Genomic DNA, 23,387 nt, shown 5'->3' with positions numbered 1-23,387 from the left:
CGGTTCGCTCAGCGCTTCTCCAGCGCATACGCGCGTACATGGTCGCCGGGCTTCGTCCCGGTCGACCCGTGGCCGCCCGCAATGACCAGCACGTACTGCCGCCCGTCCGCGCCCAGGTAGGTCATCGGCGTGGCCTGGCCGCCGGCGGGCAGGCGGCTTTCCCACAGCACGCGGCCGTCGTTGACGTCGTAGGCGCGGACATAGTCGTCCATGCTGCCTGACAGGAAGGCCACGCCGCCGGCCGTCATCATCGGTCCGCCCAGGCTCGGCACGCCGAGCTTGAACGGCACCGGCACCGGCGACAGATCGCGCACGGTCCCGTTGCGATGGCGCCAGACGACCTTGCCCTCGTTCAGGTCGACACCGGCCACCGTGCCCCACGGCGGCGCCTGGCACGGGATGCCCAGCGGCGAGGTGAAGGGCTTCATCTTCGCGGCGAACGGCGCGCCGAAGTTCTCGTTGAGCGCCGGCAGCGCGCCCTTGGGCGGCCCGCCGTCCTGCACCAGCAGCGAGGTGTCGTCGCGCCGCGGCACCAGCGTCGAGGTGAAGCCCAGGATCGCCGGCGTCGTGAACGCGATGCCGCGCACCGGATCGACGGCGATGCTGCCCCAGTTGAAGACGCCGAAGTTGCCCGGGTTGATCAGCGAGCCCTGCTCCGACGGCGGCGTGAAGCGGCCCTCGTAGCGCAGCCTGTGGAAGGCGATGTGGCACCAGAGCTGGTCGAACATCGACACGCCCCACATGTCGCGCTCGCGCAGCGCCGGCGGGTTGAACGAGATCGCCGACACCGGCTGCGTCGGCGCGCTGAAGTCGCCCGCCGCCGCGCCCTGCGGCGCCGGCGTCTCGGTCACCGGGAACACCGGCTTGCCGTCGCGGCGGTCCAGCACGAAGAGCTCGCCCTGCTTGGTCGGCTGCACGAGCGCGGGCACGCGCCGGCCCTTCACCGTCAGGTCCACCAGCACCGGCTGCGCGGGCACGTCGTAGTCCCACAGGTCGTGATGCACGGTCTGGAAGACCCAGCGCACCTGCCCCGTCGCGAGGTCCAGCGCCACCACCGACGACGAGTGCCTCTCCACCGCCGCGGAGCGCTTGCCGCCCCACTGGTCGGGCGGCTGGTTGCCCATCGGCAGGTAGACCAGGCCGAGCGACTCGTCGACGCTGGCCACCGACCAGCTGTTGGGCGAGTTGGCCGTGTAGGTCTGCCCGGCCGCGATCGGCGCGGTGGCGTCGGGGTTGGCGGAATCCCAGTTCCAGACCAGCGCGCCGGTCTCGATGTCATAGGCGCGGATCACGCCGGACTGCTCCTTCGTCGACGCGTTGTCGAGCACCGTGCCGCCGACGATCACCAGCTTGCGGGTCACCACCACCGGCGAGGTCGAGTAGTAGGCGCCCGGCTTGGCGTTGGGCATGCCGGCCATCAGGCTGACCGCGCCTTGCCGCCCGAACGAGGGGCAGGTCTTGCCCGTCGCGGGATCCAGGGCGATCAGCCGCGCATCGGCGGTGGGCATGAAGAGCTTGGCCGCGCAGGCGGCGGGCTGCGCCCCGGCCGCGGCCATCGTGTCCGCCGGCGGCTGGTAGGACAGGCCGCGGCAGGTCAGATGCTGCAGCGCCAGCTGTCCGCGCACCTGCGGATCGAAGCGCCACAGCTCGCGGCCCGTGGTCGCGTCGAGCGCCAGCACCGTCTGGTGGGGCGTGCAAAGGAAGAGCCGCTCGCCGACCTTCAGGGGCGTGACCTCGAAGGTGGTCTCCACGGGGTCGCCGGGCCGGCCGCGGACATCGCCGGTGCGGAAGTCCCAGGCCAGCTTGAGATCGCCGACATTGGCCGGCGTGATCTGCGCCAGCGGCGACCAGCGCTGGCCGAAGCCGGTGCGGCCGTAGGCGTGCCACTCCCCGTCGGGCACCGATGCCGCGCCGGAGGCCGGCACCCCGGGCGGACGCGCGGCGCCGTTGGCCGGCATCGTGCCTTCGACGGCATGAAGGTCGCGTGTCCACGACGTCAACGCGACGACAACGAAAATCCCGAGCACCACCGCGAGCGCGAGCGCCGGCGGACTGCGCCAGGCGACGCGTCGGAGATCGTCGACGGGCAGATGACGGCGCATCGTCGGCACCAGCGCGAGCAACACCGCGCCGAGGATGAAGGGCACGCCGATGCGCGCGCCCAGCGGCCACCAGTCCAGGCCCACTTCCCATAGGCTCCACACGAGCGTGGCGAGGAAGTAGAGCGCATAACCGAGCACCGCCTCGCGCAGCCGCCCCCACATCAACGCGCCGATGACGGCCCAGGCCAGTCCCGACAACGCGTAATACCAGCTGCCGCCGAGCGAGGCCAGCAGGCCGCCCGCGGCGAGCATGACGAAGCCGAGGATCAGCAGCGCGGCGCCGAGGACGCGGGCCAGCCAGGGGACGGGAGCGGGGGACGGTGCAAGGAGGTTGGACATCGAGTCGCCTGGAGCGCCGCAAGCACGGCCATGGCCCCGCATGGCAAGTTTCATTCCGGCAACTTCGCGAACCGTCCCGGGCGCTTGCACACCCAGGACTCATGACCTTTCCTTCTTCGTCTTCCTGGGCGCCCAGCGTCCAGACCTCTTACAGCTTCGAACCGGCGTTCTTCGACAGCAAGCACGCCGAGGAGAGCAGGCTGGACGGCGCCCGGGCCGATGGCCTCGATGCCGGACCCGCGCCGGCGTATGCCCCGCCGCCGCCGCCGAATTCAGAAATCAGCGAGTTCAAGCCGATGCTGAAGAGGCAGAACCGCGAGTTCCTCGAGAGTCCCGAAGGCCATCGCGCACGGGAGGAATGGCTGACGGCGATCACGGCGGTCCTCGAGTTCACCGGGAAACATCGCCTGACGGCGGCCACGACGGAACTGTCGCATCTGCTCGCGTTCCGCAAGAAGCACGCGGGGCCGAAGCCCCAAGGGGAGATCGAGCTCTATCGACCCGAGTGCAAGCAGGCCCTGGAAGCGGTGGTCCGTCATCTCGGCAACGAAGACATCAGCCTGCTGCACCGCTGCCAGACGCTGCTGCGCATCGAGGGACTCAAAGAGTGTCCGCAGCGCCACGCCTCGGAGCTCAAACGGGCGGCGCTGCGGCTCGCGGGGCTGGCCGGCGGGCTCGGCGCCTCGGTCTGGTCCGCGTTCTCCGACGTGGCCCTCGTTCATCTGAGGGAGCTGCTGCGCGGCGAAGCCAGGCTCGCGCACCATGATCTCTCGACCCCCCACGCGCTGGACCCCTTCGCCGCCGCCTTGCGCCTGCCGGGCTTCTCGCTGGCGTCGGAGTTGACCGACACCTTCATCATCGACGTCCGCGCCCATGCGGACGAGATCAGGCGTTGCGCCGACGCCCTGGCGCAGCGCATGGACATGACGACGATCGCGGAGCATCTCGCCGACGACTGTCTGATGGAAGTCGGCCAGAAGCTGGAGGACGAACTGAAGGGGGCCACGCTCGCCGTGTGGGAGGACCTCGACCACTGGCCCCTGCTGGAAAAGGCCCTGGAAGCGTTCGTCCCGCGCTTCGGCGATCTGCATGTCCACCAGGTCGCGGCGCTGGACGACGAGGGCGATCTCACAGGCGGCCTGACCGACGATCCGCGCCTCCTGGCCATCGGCATCCGCCACAACATGGCGGAACAGCACATCGCCCCGCCCCCGCAGGAGCAGGTGCTCCAGGAGCGTCGCGTCCACGGCAAGCGCGAACGCATCGTGCTGTTCGAAGGCCGATGGCCGTACATCGCGCTCGACGACGGAACCGGAGAGGAATTGAATCCGCCGCGACGCTTCCTGAATCGCCAGGAGATCGACGCGCTGCTCCGGCCCACCGGGCTGCCGCGCGGGCTCGACGCACGGACCCGGCAGGCGCTGAGGGCATTCGCCGACTCGTCGTCGGCGGCGCGATCAGACCCGGAGGCGACGCGTGAGCGCGTCGCCGCCTGCCCCACCGCCGCGGGCCTCGAGACCGTGATCGAGCGCCAGGGACTGGACGACCTGACACTGGCCTCGTGGCTGAGCCAGGCCGCGCCGAATTGGGAAGCCGACGCCTTGGACCACGCGCTGCATCTGCTGCTCCGCGGACACGGGGGCGCTCCGCTCGCAGCGCTGCTGGCGTCCTGGGACGCCGAGGGTTTCACCGACAGCTGGCAGCGTCAGTTGCACGAGCAGGCGGTGCGCGACCGGTCGTTGAACACCGAGGCGCGGGTCCGGGGCGGGGACGGGGTCGAGGACGGCGACGCGGAGGTCGTCGACCGCCCCTCGCCGCAACGCCAGTTGATCGGCCGCTTCGCGAAACAACTCGGACGCACCGTTCCCCTTTTCCCCGCGCGCGTTGGACTGGTCCGTTTCAAGAATGCCTATCCGTTGGGCAGCGATCGATCCAGGGTCGGCGGACCCGCCTGGGATGACCTGATCTCAGCGCTGCAGTCGCTGCGCAGCGGGCCTGGACGCCGATTGACGGCGCCGCTGCTCAACGAGTCCGCTGGCTTGTCCGACGCGCTGGAAACGACGTTCTACCAAGGCGGTCCGGAGCGTCTGCTGGTGGAACTCGCCCTGATCCGTCGGCTCTCGATCCAGCTCGAGCTGAGCGCCGAGGAGACCGCCGCCCTGCTGCAGGTCAGCGGCACCGCCCAATACCCGGTGCCGTCACCGCTCATGAGCGCCGCGCTGATCGCGGGGAAGCCCTTCCTGGTGGACAGCCTGTTCAAGTGGGCGACCGCCATGGTGCGGGAGGAGCGGCTCGACAGTGCCGCGGCTCGGCGCATCCTGCTGGCCGACGCACGGGAAGCGGAGCAGGTCGTGTCCACCGTCAAGGAGCCGCATGTGCACGCGGCCTTGACCCGTTACCTCTGCGGATTGGATACCGCGTGCGCGGCGGGCGTACTGCGGCCGGTGGATCTGCTGTCCGCCGCCGGGTATCCCAAGGGCACTCCCTGCACCTTGCTGCGCGCCGCCGCGGCGCGCGGCGGCGGCGAGGCCGACCTCCAGGCCTGGCGCGCGTCGCTCCCGGGCCTGCTGGCCGCTCAGACGGGCTCGAGCCTGCCTTCCACGCGCAGCAACGTCTCCAGCGCCTGACTGCGCAGGCCGTAGAAGCGCTTGATCTCGTCGAGCTGCGCCAGCAGCTCCGCGCGCCGCGCCGGGGTCGGGTCTTGCGGGCGCTTCACGGCCAGCACCATCTTGTTCTTGCTGGTGTGCTCCAGCGCGATGAACTCGATCACCTGCGTGTCGTAGCCCATCAGCTCCAGCAGCAGCGCCCGCAGCGAATCGGTCACCATCTCCGCCTCCTGGCCGAGGTGGATGCCGTGCTGCAGCAGTGGCCGCAGCGCGGCCGGCGTCGTCATCTGCGGCCGGATCTCCTTGTGGCAGCACGGGGCGCACATGATGATGCGCGCGCCGCTGCGCAGGCCGAAGTGCATCGCGTAGTCGGTCGCGATGTCGCAGGCATGCAGCGCGACCATCACGTCCAGCGGCTGGTCGCCGCGTTCGCGCACGTCGCCGTGCTCGAAGCTCAGGCCCTCGAGCCCGTGACGCGCCGCCGCCGCGTTGCCCAGCGCCACCATGTCCTGCTTGAGCTCGACGCCCTGCACCCGCGGTGCCAGGCCTTGCGCGCGCAGCCAGTCGTGCATGGCGAAGGTCAGGTAGCCCTTGCCCGAGCCGAAGTCGGCCAGCCGCACGGGCGTGCCGGGTTCGTCCAGCCCGGCCTTGCGGACCGCCGCGCCGAAGATCTCGATGAACTTGTTGATCTGCTTCCACTTGCGCGCCATCGCCGGCACCAGCGTGGGCTGGCCCTTGAGCTCGTGCGTGACGCCGAGGTCGCGCCAGAACGGGCTGCCGGTCGACAACTCCCGGGGCTTGGCGCGGTCATGCCCGCCGGGCGCCGTCGCGCCGTTCGAGCCGTCCGCGTCCGCCTCGGCATCGCTGCCGTCGGCCGCGGCGGGCGCGCCCGCACCCGCCTTCTTCCCCACTTGCAACAGCGGCTTGCCCTTGCGGCTGAAGCGCAGTTGCACCTCCTCGCCGAGCGTGTCCAGATGCGCCTGCTGGAAGTCGCGCCCCAGCAGGCCGTCGATCAGCGCGAGGCCTTCGTCCAGCGGATGGTTCTTGGTGACGTCCTTCGTCTTGTGCCGCCACAGGAAGCTCAACGCGCGCTCGCCGCGCAGCTCGATGTCGCGCACGGTCAGCCGTTCGAGCGAGGCGTCCTCGCCCTCGTGACGGTTCAGCAGCAGGCGCTGGAAACGGCGCTCCGCCAGCGCGGTGCGCAGCAGGCGGAGGAAGCGTTCGCGCGCGTCGGACGGCGCGGCGCCGGCATCGGGGGCAATCAGGGAACTGAACATCGGCGGTCCTGGGGCAATCCGTGATTGTCCCGCCAAAGCCGGATGACCGCCGGGCGACCCGTTGCCGACCAGGAAACCGTTCCGGGATGGCGATGCACACAGCCGGATGCTCGAACTTGTTCTTCACCAGCCCGCCGCCGATGCGGGACCGCTCGATTTCGGTTTCCGGCGCGAGGTCTTTGCCGACGATCCTCCGGCCGTCGACGTCCTGGCCGCGGCGGCCGCTGGCGAGCCGGTCTACGGCCCGGAGGATCGCCACGCCTTCGAGGCCTTCCGCCAGAGCGAGGACGGGCGCCGCGCGACCACGCAGATGATGCACTGCCTCGAAACGATGGCGCGTTATGCCCGCGATCGCGGCGAAGACCCGATCGCGACGGACATCCATCGCCTGGTGGTGGTTCTGACGTCGCCGACGCCCGACGCGCTCCAGCGCATCTATCTGCCGGACCTCTTCACCCGCGGCAAGCGGTCCCTGGAGCTGATCGCCGCCATGCTCGGCTGGCTGGAGGCCCGCGGCGACGATCGCCGGTCGGGCGCCCTGCGGTGCCTGCGGCGACTGGGCGAGGGCCTTCGCAACTGCGGTGGCCGGACCGTGGGGGAACTGATCGATGCCGAGTACGGGATGCGGCAACTGTGCGACGGTCTGAAGAACGCCGTCCAGCGCGTGTGCCGGAACACGGCGAAGGCCGCGATCGTGCAGGCACTCGCCAGCGGCGGATCGGCGTCGGATCAGTACCAGACGAATCCGCATGTGGTGCTTCAATTCGAGAAACGGATCGGTCTGCCTTGGGCGTACGCGCCCGACAACGATCCCTGGTTCCGCGAACCCGACGATTTCCCGCAGCGGGTCCGGGACTGCCGCAATGCCGTGCGGCAGTCGGTGACGCCGGCTTCCGTCGCGCGAACGCTCGCCCACGAGTGCATGGGCAAGGTGCGTCGCTCGCTGTGCAAATGGACGGACGCGACGTCGACCCTGGAGGGCGAGGACTGGCCCACGCTGGATCGCACGGTGCGCAAGGCCGGCAGTCGTTTCGGCAAGCTGGAGGCGCGCCGCTTCGTGCGCGGCGACGGCGTCCTGGAGCCGCTGGTCCTCACCGACGACCCGCAGGCCGTGATGTCGAACATCCGCAAGAACCTGGTCAAGGATCGCCTGGTGGAAGAGAAGGCCGACCTGACGGTGTGGCAGGAAGACGCCGACGCCACGCGATGGGCGCTGGTGCTGAAGCAGGGCGATGTTCCGTCGGTGATCGAGGAGGACGACGACGGCCCTCGCGAGCGCACGCCGCGGCCCGCCGACGTCCTCCGGGTGCTGCGCGAGGCGGCCTCGTCCGGCGCGCTCGACCTGCCCGCCGCGGGACAGGCGCCCGTCGCGAGGCCTCTGTCGGATCCGAAGATCCTCATGCGGGTGATCGACGGCGTCATCGCCGTCCAGACCACCCCGCCCGAGACCTGGGAGTCGGCCTGGCTGGTGGTGCCGGGCGTCCTCTCCCAGGTGTGCGCGTCGCTGGAGGACGAGGCCGCCGCGCGACTGCTCGGGGATGTCGCCGGACGGGCCGATGCGGCGGGGTCCGGGCTCACCTGTCGCGCGTTGGAGACCGCACTCCACCGGCGACTTCCGGCCGCGGCGCTCGGCCTGATCGGCGCCATGGACCTCGAGAACCTGCGCGCCGCGTGGCCGCTGGTCCTGCCGCATCTGCCGCAGGCGCTGCGGGAGGGGAACGATGCGTTCGCGGACGCGTGCCTGGCGGCGCTGGATCGCCTCCGCGCCGCGGCCGACGGGGTCCGCTGGACGCCATGCCGCAAGGCGTTGAATGACTTCCGGCGCGGCCTGCTCGCGCGCTGGACCGCCCGCGCGACGCTGCCGCCATGGCCCGACGCCGTGTTGCAGCGTCTGGGGACCTTGCATCGCGAGGGCCTGCTGTCCGGACCGGTGATCGTGGCGCTGCTGCACGCCGACGTGCGACTGGGTGCCTTCCTGGACTTCTCCCGCTTACAGACCAGCCCCGAGCCCCTGCGCCAGGTGCTGGCCTGCCTGGCGCGCGCCGGTGACGAACTGGCCCTGTCGCCGCAGGACATGCGCACCTTGCTGCGCCCGACGCCCGACGAGCCCGGCGACCCGGGCGGCCTCGGCGGCCGCCCCGCGACCTCGCCGCTGTGCAGCGCCGTGATGCACGGCCAGCGGGCTCACGTGTCCACCTTCCTGTCCTGGATGACGCAGCACGCGAGCGCCCCCTGGATGCCGCCGATCCAGGCCCTGGCGCTGCCGGACGAGGTGCTGGTGCCGCGGGTCAACCGGTCGGCGGTGATCGCCGGGGCGCTGAAGGCCTATCTGGAAGGGCTGGTCACGCTCCATCAGCAAGGCCATCTGTCCGCGCACGGACTGGCACGGCTGGTCCGCGTGCCGCCCGTCGGCACGCCGGACGGCCTGCCGACGGGACAGGGTCTCGAACTGGTCCGCCGCGCCGTGGCGACCGCCGGCGAAGACGGGCCGTGCGCAGCCGTTCTGCGGGAATGGCGCAGGCTGGCCGCCCAGCAACTGGCGGGCATGCCGCCGCTCATGGACGGTGCCGCGGCCGACAGCGCTCGCCCGGCGTCGCTGGCCGTTGGCGGCGCGCCCAGGAACGGCCCTGAAACGGACGCACCGACGGCGAACGGACCGGAGGCGGTGCTGCCCGACTCCAGGCGATGGACACCGCCGCAACTGGAGGAACAACTGGTCCACCGTTTCCGGCAGGGCTACCTGGGCGTCGATGAATTGAGCGAGAGGCTGTCCCTGTCCCTGTCCTCGACCGCTGCGCGCGCCGCCGGCATGGGCGCACTCGACGCTGAGCGGGGTCTTGGCCTGCTCAAGCGGCTCCAAGCGGAGGGCCTGTTCTCGCTCGACCAATGCATCGCGTTGATCAAGCCGGACGAGTGGAAGAAGGAGGCGATGAGCGGCCGCAGGGCGTCCGTCCTGCGCGCCTACTTCGACCTGGTGGCGCAGCTCGCCGCCAGGCACGGCCGCGTTGTCGATGTCGACGGCCTCCTGCACGTCCAGTCCTTTGACGTCTCGGTAACGCTGGCGGGTTATTGCCGGCAGCTCGGCAAGGCCCCGTCCCCCTCGTTCAACCTGGCGCTGGACAGCGCGTTGCTGGCGCGTCAGCGCGGCTGGATCGATTCGACGCAGTTGTCCAGGCATCTCGCCGCGACCCATCACAGGACGGACGACTCCGTACTGCTGCTGTTGCTCGACACGACGCGTCAGACGGCTGCGCCGGCCGACGCCGCCGATGACGCCGCAGCCGCTGAAGCGCAGGCGATCGGGGACAACGGTCTGCGCGACTGGCTGGACCGTCTGGGCACCGCCGAGGCCGGACGATGGCTGAGCAGCGGCGAAGTCGTCGAGCTGCTCGGGATGGCGCACCGCACGCGCGGGGCGACGTCGATGTACAAGGCGATGACGCAGGGGAGCGCGCGACGGCTGTCCATCCTCTTCGACTGGCTGGTGACGGCCACGACGACGAACCAGGTCCTGGCGCGTCGGCTTGTCCCCATCGTCCAGGGAAGGAACGACGCCCTGGACCGCCACGGCGCCTTCGAGGCCTTGCGCCTGGGCCGCGTGGACACGCTGACGGCCTGGCTGGCCGGCATCCGGCGACTGCGCGAGGCGGACCGCCTGTCCAACGGGGACTATGTGACCCTGCTGGTGGCCGATGCCGACGGCGACCGACGCGCGATCGAGGCGGCCTCCGATGGCTCCCTCGCCGCCGACGACCTGCGCCCACGCGCCTGCGCGGCGCTGTTGCGCGAGGCCGCGGAAGAAGCCCGGTCCCGCGGCTGGATCGATGCCGACGAGTGGCAGGAAATCGTGGCCCCGCTCGACACGCCTGGGCTGATCAGCCTGACTTGATGGACCGGGGCGCAGGACGCCGGGGCCTGCCGGGCTCGCGGGAGCGCGGCGGACGCTGCGATCGTCCCGCCAATGCGGCGGGCCCGCGCCACTGATCGGGCCATGCAACCGTCCTCTCCCTCGGCATTTCCGTTCGGTTTCGATGCGACGCTCTTCGACCCCGACGACGATGCGCCGTCCGGCGCCCGCCGCTCCGGACATGCCGGGCACATCGACGCGAGCGCCGTGGCCGACATCGTGGACTACGACGGCCCCTGCGACGCCTCGGGGCGTCTGCCGCCGGAGTTCCTCGCGTTCCGTGCCGGCCCCGACTGGCCGCGCGCGCGGGCGCAGATGCAGGCCTCCATCGCGGCGCTCCAGGCGTTCGCGCGTCGGCATCCCGTGGCGCCGGAACCCTTGGGGGTCTTCCACCAGCACCTGATGGACAACGACGGGGCCTTCTACGAGTCCTACCTGCCCCAGCTCTTCGGACGGGGCAAACGCCTGCTCGCGGCATGCGTCGAGGGCTTGTCGAACGAGGATCTCCCGGCCAGGGAACGGTGCGGGATCTTCCGCCGGATGGTCGCCGGCATGGGCCTGTGCGGGATGCGCATCGTCGACGACTTCGCGCGCGCCCGGGCCGCGCTGGACCTGCTGCGCGACGGCAGCCTGCGCCGCCGGACCGGCGCCGCGATCCGGGGCATCCTGGAGCAGGAAGCCCGCTGGGCGGAGCACCGCACCCCGTACCGGCCGGGGCAGCAGCGGACGACGTCGCTGGAGGTCCACCTGGTCGCCGCCGCCATCGAGGAACTCCGGCTGGGCGGGCGCGCGCCGCGCAGGGACGATGTGTTCACCCCGCACGACGGACGTGTCGCGGACCTGGTCGAACCGCTGCGGGAACGTCTGGCGACAACGCTGACGCCGATGCGCGTGGCGCGGCACCTGGCGGAAGAATGCGTGTCGCGCGTGTCGGCGGACCTCGCGGGCTGGCTGGGTGACCAGCCATTGGATCTGAGGTCCGGAACACGGAAGGAGGACGACGGCCACACCTCGCATTGCGCGCGTCTCTCGATGCTGGTGCAGGGGCTGGAGGCGGCGTACGGGCCGCTCACGATGGACGCCTTCGTCCGGACGGACAGCGACGGCGCGATGACGCTCCACCGCGATGCCACGCTCGTGGGCGCCCAGATCCGCCGCAACCTCGCCAGGCAAGACCTGACCCTGCCGATGCGCGAGCGTTCGCTCCATGAGTGGCCCGGCACGGGCGGTCCGCGTCGCCTGGTCCTGCTGGACGACGACCTGGCGGTGGTGAGCGCGCAGACGGGAGACGCGCCGGTGGACACCTTGCCCGAGGCGCGCCATCTCCGCCGCGTGGAGCGCGCGGGCCTGCTGGGGAGCCCGTCGACCGCCGACCCTGGCGGACGCCTCGATGCCCCCGCGCGAGCCGCCCTGCTCGAGGTCGTGCTGCGGCATGCCCCCGTGGACGAGATCACCCGCCTGCCGGCCCTCTGGTTCGCCCGCGTGGAGGACGCCCTCGCGATGGCGCGGCGGCTCGGAGACGACCGCTTCCGATGCTGGTGCAAGCTCCGGTGGGAGGACACGCTGCCCGTCGAGGCCGCGCGGATGCTGATCGCCGTGGCCGAGTCGCGGGGGGACGTCGAGCTCATCGTCTCCCTGCTGAAGAACGTGGGCGCGCAGCGAAGCCTCCAGCTCTGGCACAACGGCGCCGTGCTGCCTCATTACCTCGCCCAGCTCGCGCGGGGCCAGGATCCGGTGGCGGAGGCCTACCTGGATTCGCTGGCGACCGCGCTGCCCCTGCTCGACGCACCCACGGTCGCCATGCTGCTGCTGGCGGTTCGCGCCGAAGGGTCGGCCCGGCCACTGCTGCAGGCGGCCGGCCCGACCGTCCTCGACCGCTACCTGACACTGGTGGAAGCGGCGGCCCGGGAGAACAAGGCGCGCGATCCCGCATTGGCCGCGGCGCTGTTCAGCGCGCCCCGGGACCGGCCGCACTGGCTGCGCGTCCTGATGACGCAGGGCGCGCAGGTCTCTCGGCTGGCGACGATCCTGGGCACCTTGGGGCGCCTCCATCAACGTGGGTATCTGGACAGGGCGCTGATCGGACAACTGCTGATCGAGCCGGAGGCGTTCCGGGACGACACGGGGGACGGCTCCTTGCAAGCCACCCCGGCACGCCGCGCCTGGCCCTTGTGCGAGGGCATGGCGGGCGACCACGATGCCTCGGTCCTGGCGGTGCTCGGCTGCCTGCTGGCGCTGTGCCGGCCGGACGCCGGCGATGGCGTGTGGCTCCAGCGGATGTTGCGCGCGTCGGAGGGCGGAGCCGGGACCACCGCCCTGGTGCAGGGGCTGTCTCACGGCGCCACGACGGCGCTGGCCTTCTATCTGCAGGCGGTCACCGTCGCGCTGGGCCGGCGGCTGCTGTCGCTGCCGCAGGCCATCGATCTGCTGCGCATCGAACCGCCACCGGACGGCGACGGCACCGGTGCCCTGGCCCTCGCGCTGCGCCAGGGTCACCTGGGCACGGTCGAGCTCTACTGGCAGCGCATCCTCGAGATGCATGCGCGGGGAATCCTCCCCGCGGATCAGGTCCGCCCCCTGCTGCGGGCGGAGAGCGCCGGCGGCGTGCCGGCGCTCGCGGAAGCCTTCGAACATCGGATCCCCGGCGCCCTCGACCGGTACATGGCCCTGGTGCAGACCGCCGTGGTCGGCTCGGAGCCGATGTCGGCGCAGCAGCTCGGCTGGCTGGATCTGCGCGACGCCGGGGGCCGTCTGTTCTGGCCGCCGCCCGGCATCAGTCCGACCGACGGCTGGCCGATGCTCAAGCGCTACCTGCGAGGCCTGCGCGCGCTCGTCGAAGACCGGCGCTTGTCCCCGCCGCAACTGCGCTCGCTGCTGGCGACTCGGTCCGCCGACGCCCCCTCGCTGCTGGGCCGGCTGATGAGCCTCGAGGATCGCTCGATGCTGACGCAGTGTCTGGACGAACTCATGTCATGGCCGCGGAGATCGGACCGCCATGTGCCGGCGCTGGCGGCCGTGCTCGACATCGACGAACTGGACGACCTCGCCACGACGGCGGTGCGCTACCCCGGTCTCCCCGAAGTGCTGCAGGCGCTGGTCTCTGCCGTCTCACAGCGGTGGATCGACCGCGCGACGCTGCGCCTGCGTCTGGAGGGCCGGCACGGAACGCGCCCACCGTTGGCGCTCGCCTTCGAACGCAACCGGCCCGATGTGATCGAGGCCGTCGCCAGGGCGACGCTGCGTGCCGGACGCGAAGCCCGGTTGTCTCAGCCGCTCGTGCGGCGCCTGCTCGAAGCGGGATCCGCGTCCGACGGCGCCGGCGCGCATGTCGCCTTCGCGCGTGGATACGACGAGGCGTTGACCGTGTGGCTGGACGCGGTCCTGCAGGCGCGCGCCGACAAGCTGCTGGACGACGGCGACCTGCGGGAACTGCTCATCGCCTATGGCGCGGATGAGCGCCCCGGTCGCGACGCGGCATCGGAGGGCGGTCATGCCCGCTGCCTCGAGGTCTGGCGCGAGGCCTTGCGGCGGAGCGCCCGGCGCGGGTGGCTCAGTGCCGACGACCTGGCGGCGCTCGATCCGGCGCAGGCGCCGCCTGAGGCCTGATCCGCTCCGCGGTGCAGGGGACCGCCCGGAGCGACGCGCCCGTCATCGTTCCGCGAGCTTGGACGTCCCCAGGGCCGAGCGGGCGCTTTCCAGGGCCTGCGCGACGTCAGGCACGCCCAGGCGCCGGCACAGTTCCTCCAGCCGCACGCGATAGGCCGCGTCCCCCAGGCCGAGCGCCCGGGCCTGTTGGTCCGGCGCGGGTTCGCCGAGCAGGCCGAACAGCAGCTCCGCGTCCGACAGCGGCAGGTCCAGCGCCTTGGCCAGGGTCGCCAGGCTCGCGGCCTCGTCGGCCTCGTGGAGCACCAGCAGCCAGTGTCCGTCGCCGATGACGGCGGCGTCCGCCATCATCAGCGTGAAGCTCAGGCGCTGCCGCGGCGCCCCCGACGGCGGCGCGATCGTCAGCGACGAGGGCGGCGCGCCCGCGCGCCGACGCAGCGCCTCGCGATGCAGCCAGGCCAGCACCTCCGGCGGCAGACGCGCGTGCTCCGACCAGGGCGGCGGGAAGTACGCCGCCATCAGGGCGCGCGCCTGCGGCGTCTGCCACGCGCAATGGCCGTCGCGTTCCCGCACGGTCATGCTGGCCGTGGGCCGGCGCGGCGCCGCGGGTCCCGCCGCGGGCGCGGGGTGCAGCAGGCGTTCGACGCGCGCGAGCAGTTCGCTCAACCGCACGGGCTTGACGAGGCACTCCGCGGCCCCCGCCGCCAGCAGGGCGCCGAGCCGCAGGGGATCGCGCGGGCGGCTCAGCGTCAGCACCGGGACACCACCGCCGCCCAGGCGACGCAGCAACTCCAGCGGACCGTCGCCGGGCAGCTCCGGCAGCTCCATGTCCATGATCACCAGCGCCGGTCCCGCGCCCAGACCTTGCATCGCGGCGATCGCATCCGCCGCGCGCAGGAGCTCATAACCGCTCTCCTCCAGCACCGCCGCGAGCGGCTGCACGGCCAGCGACTGGACGACCAGGAGTCGCGCCGGCGCGGTGGTGCGCGGAAGGGGCAGGTCGGCGGGCGGCGGCATGGGCATGGCCTTCACCATACAAGTCCCGTGCCCGCCTCTCAAGACGCCGCCGTCGCGGGAAAGACGCGGAGCCGAAGCCGCGAACTCCGGGGCGATCGCCCCCGTCCCGCGACGATCGGCGCCGCGAGCGCTGACGCACAATGGCCGGCGCCATGGACGATACCCCCGCCTCGCCCGACATCGATCCGACCGCCCCGCCCACCGGCGGGGCCGCCGCGCCTGTCCCCGCGCCCGCCGCCCCCGCGGCGCCGTGGGAAGGGCCGTCGCCCGATGTCGTCGCCTGGCTGCTGGTGAACTGGCACAACAAGCATCCGCTGGCGCGCCGGCTCGCCATCGCCGACGTCCACACGGTCGGCGCCGTGGCCCTGCCCTTCATGGCGCAGGCGCTGCCCAAGGAGCCCAGCCTCGAGGGCGGCACGCCCGCCGAGGCGGCGCCCTCCCCGCCCCGTCGCCGCCTGCCCTGGCAGCGCAAGGCCGCGGGCGCGGGGCCGCGGCCTGCGTGGATCGACGAATTCATTCCCGGCCTGAAGACCGCGGCGGTCGCCACGATGGCCCTGGACAACGGCTTCACCACCGCGCCCGACGAGTTGCCGCTGCGCCGCGTCGACATCGACGAACGGGCGCTGGCCGCCGACGCGAACCAGCCTGGTGCGTGGCCGATGGAATTGGTGCTGCTGAGCGCCGCTTTCGATGCAGGTCCGGCGCGGCGACGCGTGCTCGTGGGGCGTCGCGACCAGGTGCTGGGACAACGCGCGCTGGATCCGGCGCGGCTGGGCGTGGCCGGCAGCGTGGCGGCCTTGGTGCTGATCGCGGCGATCTGGGCCCTGTGGCCCTCGTCGAAGCCCTCCAAGGAGGCGCTGGCCGCGCTGGCGGCCGCCGAAGCGGCCTCCGCCGCATCCGCCGCCCAGGCCGCCTCGGCAGCCGCCCTGGCTGCCGCGGCCGGTCAGGCGGCGCTGGCCGCGCAAGCCGCCGCCGCATCTGCATCTGCATCCGCATCCGCCGTCACGGCCACCGAGCCGGCTTCGGCCGCGAGCGCTTCGGCCTCCGCGCCGGCGCAGAGCCCCGCCGCCTCGACGCCCGCCGGGGCGATCCCCAACATCCGTCCGACGCTACAGGGCGCCGTCGAACGCGCCGCAGGTGAGAAGCCGCCGGCACCGGCAACGACGGCACCCTCAGGGCCGGCGGGTGCAACGGCCGCTGCCGATCCGGCCCGGCCGGGCGCCTCCGCCCCGACGTCCGAAACCGAGCGCCGCGTGAGCGTCGACGCCGGGCTGACCAGTCTCATGAGGCGCGACGCCGCGCCCGGCGCCAAGCTGGTGGCGCTGGTGGGCCAGCCGCACAAGGACAAGGCCGACGCCGAAGCACAACTGGCGCGCATGCGTGAGATGATCGGCGCCACGCTCGGCGGCCGCACGGTCCCGAACGGCGAGGTCTTCCAGACCAAGGACGGCTGGCGCGCGGCCGTGTGGCCCTTCGGCAGCCGAGAGGAAGCGCAACTGATCAACGCCACGCTGCTGGCCCGCGGGATCCGCGGGACCCGGGCCGTCGACTTCTGATCGGGCCCCTCAGGGGCCCTCAGGGCGCCTCAGGACCGCTCGGGATCCCACGCGCCCTGGAGCCTCAGGACAGCCAGGACACTCAGGACCGGTAGTCGGCGTTGATCGTCACGTACTCGTGGCTGAAGTCGCAGGTCCAGACCGTGGTCTGGGCCGATCCGCGGTTCAGGCCCACGCGCACGGTGATCTCGCTCTGCTTCATGACGCGCTGACCGTCCTCTTCCTTGTACTCGGGGCGGCGGCCGCCCTGCGTGACCACGTGGACGTCGTCCAGGTGCAGGTCGATCAGGCTCTGGTCGAGGTCGTCGATGCCGGCATAACCGACCGCCGCCAGGATGCGGCCCAGGTTGGGGTCGCTGGCGAAGAAGGCGGTCTTGACCAGCGGCGAGTGCGCGATCGCATAGGCGGCCTTGCGGCACTCGGCCTCGTCCCTGCCGCCCTCGATCACCACCGAGATGAACTTGGTCGCGCCCTCGCCGTCGCGCACGATGGCCTGCGCCAGCTGCTGCGACACCGCCACGACCGCGTCGCGCAGCGCGCGGCCTTCGGCGCTGGTCAGCGAGGTGATCGGGGCGTGGCCGGCCTGATGCGTCGCGATCAGCACGAACGAGTCGTTCGTCGACGTGTCGCCGTCGATCGTGATGCGGTTGAAGGACAGGTCCGCCGCTTCCTTGACCAGCGGCTGCAGCAGCTCCGGCGCCAGGACCGCGTCGGTCGCGACGAAGCCCAGCATCGTCGCCATGTTCGGACGGATCATGCCGGCGCCCTTGGAGACGCCCGAGATCGTCACGGTCCTGCCGCCGATCGAGACCTGCTTCGAACAGGCCTTGGGCAGCGTGTCCGTGGTCATGATGCCGGCGGCGGCCTCGGCCCAGTTGTCGGCCTTCAGCGCGGCGATCGCGGCCGGGAGGCCCGCGATGATGCGGTCGACCGGCAGCGTCTCCATGATCACGCCGGTCGAGAACGGCAGCACCTGCCGCGCATCGAGCTGGAGTTCGGCGGCGAGCGCGTCGCAGGTCTGGCGCGCACGGGCCAGGCCGTCCGCGCCGGTGCCGGCGTTGGCATTGCCGGTGTTGATCACGATCGCGCGGATCGCGCTGCCGGCGGCGAGGTGCTCGCGGCAGACCTGGACCGGCGCGGCGCAGAAGCGGTTGGCGGTGAACACGCCCGCGACGCTGGCGCCCTCGTCGAGCGCGATCACGGTCAGGTCGCGGCGATTGGCCTTGCGCACCCCCGCCATCGTGACGCCGAGGCGGACGCCGGGCACGGGCAGCAAGGCTTGCGGATCGGGAGCGGTCAGGTTGACGGGCATGGCAGGGCGAAGAAGGTAAGGAGAGACGATGTCCGGACAGATGCGTTCGGGATGAGATCAATCGACAGCATCAGTGCACGGAATTGTAGAAGGGCCCACTGATCCCAGTCTCTGACATGACTGCCAAAGGCCTACCCGATGTTCAAGCTCCCGTTGCCGGATGCCTCTCTGCTCGTGACGCCGCCTTATCGTGAAGCGTCCGCGCCGCCGGATGAACCTCCGGGTTACGCCAGTGCCTGCCTCGACGCGGTGTTGGCCGAGGCGCGCGCAGCCCGCTTGGACGAGGACGCCATCGTGCGCCGGCTCACCGACTGGCAGCGTCCCGGATCGCCTGCCATGATCGTCCAGTGGATGCAGGACGGCGACAGCGCGGCGGCGGGGCATTGGTACCGCACCTTGTCGGAATTGCGCGCGTGCCGCGCCATCGGCGATGGCAGCTTCATGCAATTGCTGGCCGGGCGCGGCGCGGAGTCGGGTCGCTCATCGACGGAACGCGGGCTCTTTCACGTGCTGGCGTCGACGGCTCCCCGCTCACTCGTCGCCATGCACATGGATGCGTGCATGGACGCGAAACGCGAGAAGCACTGGCTGAATGAATCGGACATGGCAACGGTGCTCATCGGTTCGCCGCAATGCGGCACGCTGCTTCAGGACGTCATCCGCGGTCGTTGCTCCGCCGATGCCTTCGATGCCTTTCTGACAGAGATGCGCCGCTGCAACAACTGGACATTCGGCCTGCGCAGCGAACAAGTCGCCACCCTGATGCTCGGAAAAGGTCCTCAAGGTACGACGCTCGACGCGGCGTTCGATCATCCCGAAGCGAAGCTCCTAGGCGCTTACATGAGTCATCTGCTGGGCTTGCATGGCCATCACCTCAAGCGATGCCGCGACCAGCGCGTCTACAGCAATGGCCTGTTGGACATCGACGCGCCGCAGTATCTGAGCTTGGCACTGCCATCCGATACCGCATCGAACGCTCCCTTGCGTGAAGCATTCCGATCGGGGAAAGGCGCCCACCTCAGCCTCTACTTCAAGCGGCTCTTCGATGCCGCCAAACACCACGAGTTGCCCGTTGACGGCCTGCGGGAGGCATTCAGCCGCTGCTTGCCACGCGGCTGGTCCATGGACGAACTGGCCCAGCGTCAGCCCGCCTGCCACGCGCTGCTGATCAAGTGCATCGATCGCGCCCTGTTGCAGGGATGGCTGAGTCACAGGGAAGCGACGGATCTGAAAACCACCGGCCGGGCGGCACCGATGCAGACGCGCAGTTCGTGGGACCGCGTCCCGCCGTCTCCGGTCGCGCCGAAGGAACGCTCCACCGCCACCGCCACCGCCACCGCCACCGCTGCCGCTCCAGCGCGACAGGCCGCGCACAGTCGTCAGGCGAGGCGCAGCAACCTGCTCAGTTGCTTCGTCGGTCGTCGCACCTGATCAGGACTGGCGGCGGCGGCGTCCGAGCATCGCCGTCACCAACACGAGTCCGCCGATGAACATCGCGTAGCTCTGCGGTTCCGGCACGGCGCTGGCCGGCAGCACGTTGAAGGTGCCCGAGTAGCTCGCGGCAATGCCGTTGGTGCCGGCCGCCAGGTTGCCGCCGGCGTAGCCCTTGACGATCAGCGTGTAGTCGCCGGCGACGAGCTTGCTGGGCAGGCTGGCGCTGATCCAGCTGGTGCCATTGCCGTCGCCGTCCGGCGCACCGATGGACAGCGCCTGGCCGTTCAGCGTGGCTTCGCTGAAGCTGATCTGCTGCGACTGACCCGAGTACACGGTGATCAGCGACGCATCGACCCAGCCATTGCCGGTGAAGCTGAAGTGGAAGGTGTCGACGAAGCTGCCGACCTCGGTGTGGATCGCGAACGGTGCCGCGGTCAGGCCCGCGCCCGCGCCGGCCAACGGGACGTTCTGGGTCAGGTCCACCGCCTGGGCGCCGGTCGCGGCCACGGCCAGCAGCGCTGCCGCGGCACCGCCACGGACCAGGGCTTGCCGACGGCGCGCCACGATCAGGCCGCCGCCCAGCAGCGCCAGCACGGCCAGCGCCAGCGTGCCCGGCTCGGGGACCTGCGTGACGTTGAGCGTGCCGGAGTAGCTCGCGCTGATCGGCGTGCCCGCCGCCAGGCCCTGCCCGGCGTAGCCGCGCACGGTCAGCACCAGCGGCCCGCTCAGGCGCGCATCGGGCAGCGCGGCGATCTCGAGCGCGTTCCTGTAGCCGCCCATCGTCGAGCGCGTGAAGTTGTAGGTCGCGCCGTTGAGCACCGCGCTGACGAAGTTGATGTCGAACGCGGCCGACATGCCGATCGTTGTCAGGCTGGCGTTGACCATGCCCCAGCGATCGATGCCGGTGAAGGTGAAGGTGTCGACGAACTCTCCGGCCGTCGAATGCACGATGCTGAAGCCCGCCGTCTTGGTATCGGCGCTCGCGCCCTGCTGGAGCGCGACGGACTGGGCCGCGGTCACCGGCGCGGCCAGCGCGGTGGAAGCGGCGGCAGCGGTCAGGATGGCAGCGGCGAAGAGACGGGTCGTGAGCTTCATGGCGATGCGGTCCGGGGACCTCGGAGACCCGCGGCGGCAGGTCGATGCGGCGGACTCTATCGAGGGGGTGCCGTACGGTGTCCCCCGCGCCACGGGGGGAGCGACGCGCGTGCGCGCCGTTCCCGTGAGAAAGCGCACAGGGCGGACACGCCGCGTCCGCCGGGCGCCACGCACGATCCACGACGCCTCACGCAAGGACTGACCCCGGCACGGTGCCGCTGCACGGTCCTTTGCCGCACGCCCGGCGGATCCCCGAGCGGATCCCGACCGGAAACGACGACGGCGCCCCGAAGGGCGCCGTCGATTGGGGGGAGAAGCGACCGATCAGGCCAGCTTGCCGTGGCAGCTCTTGAACTTCTTGCCGCTGCCGCACGGGCAGGGGTCGTTGCGGCCGACGTGGCCCCATTCGGCGGGCACGGCTTCGGTACCGCCCGCGATCGGCGCCGCGTCCTGCGACACCGACCCGTCCTCGTTCGGATGCGTGTAGGTCACGTTGCCGACGCTCTCGGCGCGCTGTTCGATCGCTTCGGCGGCGGCGGAGGCCTCCTCCTGCGACTGGATGCGCACATTCAGCAGCACGCGCGTCACTTCCAGCTTCACCGCGTCCAGCAGTTGCGAGAACAGCTCGAAGGCCTCGCGCTTGTATTCCTGCTTCGGGTTCTTCTGGGCGTAACCGCGCAGGTGGATGCCCTGGCGCAGGTAGTCCAGCGAGGCCAGATGCTCGCGCCAGTGCTGGTCGATGCTCTGCAGCAGCACCATGCGCATGAACGGCGTGAACTGCTCCAGGCCGACCCGGTCCAGCTTGTCCTGGAAGGACGCGTCGCCCGCCTTCAGCACGGCGTCCAGCACGTCCTCGTCGGTCAGCGTCTCGCTCTTCTTGAGCATCTCGGCCAGCGGCACCTCGAGCTTCCACTCGTCGCGCAGCACGCGCTCCAGCGCGGCCAGGTCCCACTGCTCTTCCAGCGATTCCTCGGGGACGAAGCCGCGGACCACGTCCGTCAGCGTGCCCTTGCGCAGGTGGGTGATCTGCTCCAGCACTTCCTGCGCCTCGAGGATCTCGTTGCGCTGCTGGTAGATGACCTTGCGCTGGTCGTTCGACACGTCGTCGTACTCGAGCAGCTGCTTGCGGATGTCGAAGTTGCGGGCCTCGACCTTGCGCTGCGCGCTCTCGATGGAACGCGTGACGATGCCGGCCTCGATCGCCTCGCCTTCCGGCATCTTGAGCCGGTCCATGATCGCGCGGACACGGTCGCCGGCGAAGATGCGCATCAGCTGGTCGTCCAGCGACAGGTAGAAGCGCGACGAGCCCGGATCGCCCTGGCGACCGGAACGGCCCCGCAGCTGGTTGTCGATGCGGCGGCTCTCATGACGTTCGGTCGAGATCACGCGCAGGCCGCCCGCGGCCTTCACCTGCTCGTGCAGCTTCTGCCACTCGGCCTTCAGCGCGGCGATCTTCGCCTGCTTGTCGGACTCCGACAGCGACTCGTCGTTCTCGATGGCGACGACGTCCTTCTCGATGCTGCCGCCCAGCACGATGTCGGTGCCGCGGCCGGCCATGTTGGTCGCGATCGTGATCACGCCCGGACGACCGGCCTGCGTGATGATGTCGGCCTCTCTGGCGTGCTGCTTGGCGTTCAGCACCTGATGCGGCAGCTTGGCCTTGGTCAGCAGCTCGGCGACCTTCTCGGAGTTCTCGATCGAGGTCGTGCCCACCAGCACCGGCTGGCCGCGCTCGTGGCAGTCGCGCACGTCCTGCGTGACGGCGTCGTACTTCTCCTTGGTCGTCTTGTAGACCAGGTCCAGCTCGTCCTTGCGCACCGTCGGGCGGTTCGGCGGGATCACCACGGTCTCGAGGCCGTAGATCTCCTGGAACTCGTAGGCCTCGGTGTCGGCCGTGCCGGTCATGCCCGACAGCTTGCCGTACATGCGGAAGTAATTCTGGAAGGTGACCGAGGCCAGCGTCTGGTTCTCGGCCTGGATCTGCACGCCTTCCTTGGCCTCGACAGCCTGGTGCAGGCCGTCGCTCCAGCGGCGGCCGGTCATCAGGCGGCCGGTGAACTCGTCGACGATGATGACCTCGCCGTTCTGCACGACGTAGTTGGTATCGCGGTGATACACGTGGTGTGCGCGCAGCGACGCGTACAGGTGGTGCATCAGCGTGATGTTGGCGGCGTCGTACAGCGACGCGCCCTCGGCCAGCAGGCCGGCCTGGCTCAGCAGGCGCTCGGCGTTCTCGTGACCGTCCTCGGTCAGGTAGATCTGGTGCGACTTCTCGTCGACGGTGAAGTCGCCCGGCTCGATCACGCCCTCGCCGGTGCGGGGATCCAGTTCGCCGACCTGGCGCTTCAACTGCGGCGACACCGCGTTGATCGCCACGTACATCTGGGTGTGGTCCTCGGCCTGGCCGGAGATGATCAGCGGGGTGCGCGCCTCGTCGATCAGGATCGAGTCCACCTCGTCGACGATCGCGTAGGCCAGACTGCGCTGCACGCGGTCGCGGACCTCGTAGACCATGTTGTCGCGCAGGTGGTCGAAGCCGTACTCGTTGTTGGTGCCGTAGGTGACGTCGGCGCCGTAGGCGGCCTGCTTCTCGTCGCGCGGCAGGCCGGAGTAGTTGATGCCCACGGTCAGGCCGAGGAAGCGGTACAGGCGACCCATCCATTCGGCGTCGCGGCGGGCCAGGTAGTCGTTGACCGTCACGACGTGCACGCCCTTGCCGGTCAGCGCGTTCAGGTAGACCGGCAGCGTCGCCATCAGCGTCTTGCCTTCGCCGGTGCGCATTTCAGCGATCTTGCCGGCGTTCAGGACCATGCCGCCGATCAGCTGCACGTCGAAGTGACGCATCTTGAGGACGCGCTTGCTGCCCTCGCGGCAGACGGCGAACGCCTCCGGCAGGATGTCGTCGACGGTCTCGCCGTTGGCGATGCGCTGCTTGAACTCCTCGGTCTTCGCGCGCAACTGGTCGTCGCTCAGGCCCTCGAACTGCGGTTCCAGCGCATTGATGCGCTCGACGTCCTTGCGATAGGTCTTGAGCAGGCGCTCGTTGCGACTGCCGAAAATCTGGGTCAAAAGCTTGGGCAACATGCGGCTTTTTGAAGTTCTGTGGAAGGCCCGGTCGACCGGGCCTGGACGCCCGGCG

General features: G+C 70.9%; 11 protein-coding genes. 5 read left to right on the top strand and 6 right to left on the bottom strand.

Annotated features, from left to right (window positions below; all coding sequences use genetic code 11):
• Positions 1-8 precede the first annotated feature (8 nt).
• Positions 9-2,441, bottom strand: coding sequence for a membrane-bound PQQ-dependent dehydrogenase, glucose/quinate/shikimate family (locus tag AC07PR_RS11550; RefSeq protein WP_495135382.1), 2,433 nt, complete (start codon positions 2,439-2,441; stop codon positions 9-11).
• Between the two features lie 101 nt (positions 2,442-2,542).
• On the opposite strand from AC07PR_RS11550, the gene AC07PR_RS11545 reads away from it, so the two are divergent.
• Positions 2,543-5,068: a hypothetical protein gene (locus tag AC07PR_RS11545; protein WP_495135381.1), complete on the top strand. Its 2,526-nt coding sequence runs from the start codon at positions 2,543-2,545 to the stop codon at positions 5,066-5,068.
• On the opposite strand, the gene AC07PR_RS11540 is transcribed toward AC07PR_RS11545, so the two are convergent.
• Entirely contained in the window at positions 5,017-6,324 is a 1,308-nt protein-coding gene (locus tag AC07PR_RS11540; RefSeq protein ID WP_483107537.1) for a class I SAM-dependent methyltransferase, read from the bottom strand. The genes AC07PR_RS11545 and AC07PR_RS11540 overlap by 52 nt on opposite strands.
• Before the next feature lie 106 nt (positions 6,325-6,430).
• Here AC07PR_RS11540 and AC07PR_RS11535 point away from each other — a divergent pair, with 106 nt between their 5' ends.
• Both AC07PR_RS11535 and AC07PR_RS11530 read left to right on the top strand, forming a co-directional pair.
• Entirely contained in the window at positions 6,431-10,213 is a 3,783-nt protein-coding gene (locus AC07PR_RS11535) for a hypothetical protein (protein ID WP_495135380.1), read from the top strand.
• A 102-nt stretch (positions 10,214-10,315) separates the two neighbouring features.
• Positions 10,316-13,837, top strand: a complete 3,522-nt coding sequence (locus tag AC07PR_RS11530) for a hypothetical protein (RefSeq protein WP_495135379.1) — start codon at positions 10,316-10,318, stop codon at positions 13,835-13,837.
• A gap of 42 nt (positions 13,838-13,879) precedes the next feature.
• Here AC07PR_RS11530 and AC07PR_RS11525 read toward each other — a convergent pair whose 3' ends face one another.
• Positions 13,880-14,857 (bottom strand): response regulator, encoded by a 978-nt coding sequence (locus tag AC07PR_RS11525; protein ID WP_495135378.1) that lies wholly within the window; start codon positions 14,855-14,857, stop codon positions 13,880-13,882.
• Positions 14,858-15,003: 146 nt separating this feature from the next.
• Here AC07PR_RS11525 and AC07PR_RS11520 point away from each other — a divergent pair, with 146 nt between their 5' ends.
• Complete coding sequence (locus tag AC07PR_RS11520) at positions 15,004-16,407, top strand: hypothetical protein (RefSeq protein ID WP_495135377.1); 1,404 nt, start codon at positions 15,004-15,006, stop codon at positions 16,405-16,407.
• An 82-nt stretch (positions 16,408-16,489) separates the two neighbouring features.
• On the opposite strand, the gene argJ is transcribed toward AC07PR_RS11520, so the two are convergent.
• Positions 16,490-17,719, bottom strand: a complete 1,230-nt coding sequence (argJ, locus tag AC07PR_RS11515; protein WP_495135376.1) for a bifunctional glutamate N-acetyltransferase/amino-acid acetyltransferase ArgJ — start codon at positions 17,717-17,719, stop codon at positions 16,490-16,492.
• A 138-nt stretch (positions 17,720-17,857) separates the two neighbouring features.
• Here argJ and AC07PR_RS11510 point away from each other — a divergent pair, with 138 nt between their 5' ends.
• Positions 17,858-19,150: a hypothetical protein gene (locus AC07PR_RS11510; protein ID WP_495135375.1), complete on the top strand. Its 1,293-nt coding sequence runs from the start codon at positions 17,858-17,860 to the stop codon at positions 19,148-19,150.
• On the opposite strand, the gene AC07PR_RS11505 is transcribed toward AC07PR_RS11510, so the two are convergent.
• Both AC07PR_RS11505 and secA read right to left on the bottom strand, forming a co-directional pair.
• A complete protein-coding gene (locus AC07PR_RS11505) occupies positions 19,151-20,248 on the bottom strand; it encodes an FxDxF family double-cut PEP-CTERM protein (protein ID WP_495135374.1) in 1,098 nt (365 codons plus the stop codon). It abuts the gene before it with no gap.
• A gap of 324 nt (positions 20,249-20,572) precedes the next feature.
• Positions 20,573-23,332, bottom strand: a complete 2,760-nt coding sequence (gene secA, locus AC07PR_RS11500; protein ID WP_377161031.1) for a preprotein translocase subunit SecA — start codon at positions 23,330-23,332, stop codon at positions 20,573-20,575.
• Positions 23,333-23,387 lie beyond the last annotated feature (55 nt).

The sequence above is a fragment of the Roseateles sp. GW821-FHT09H11 genome (assembly GCF_059415845.1).
This window is presented reverse-complemented; position numbering and strand designations above follow the sequence as displayed.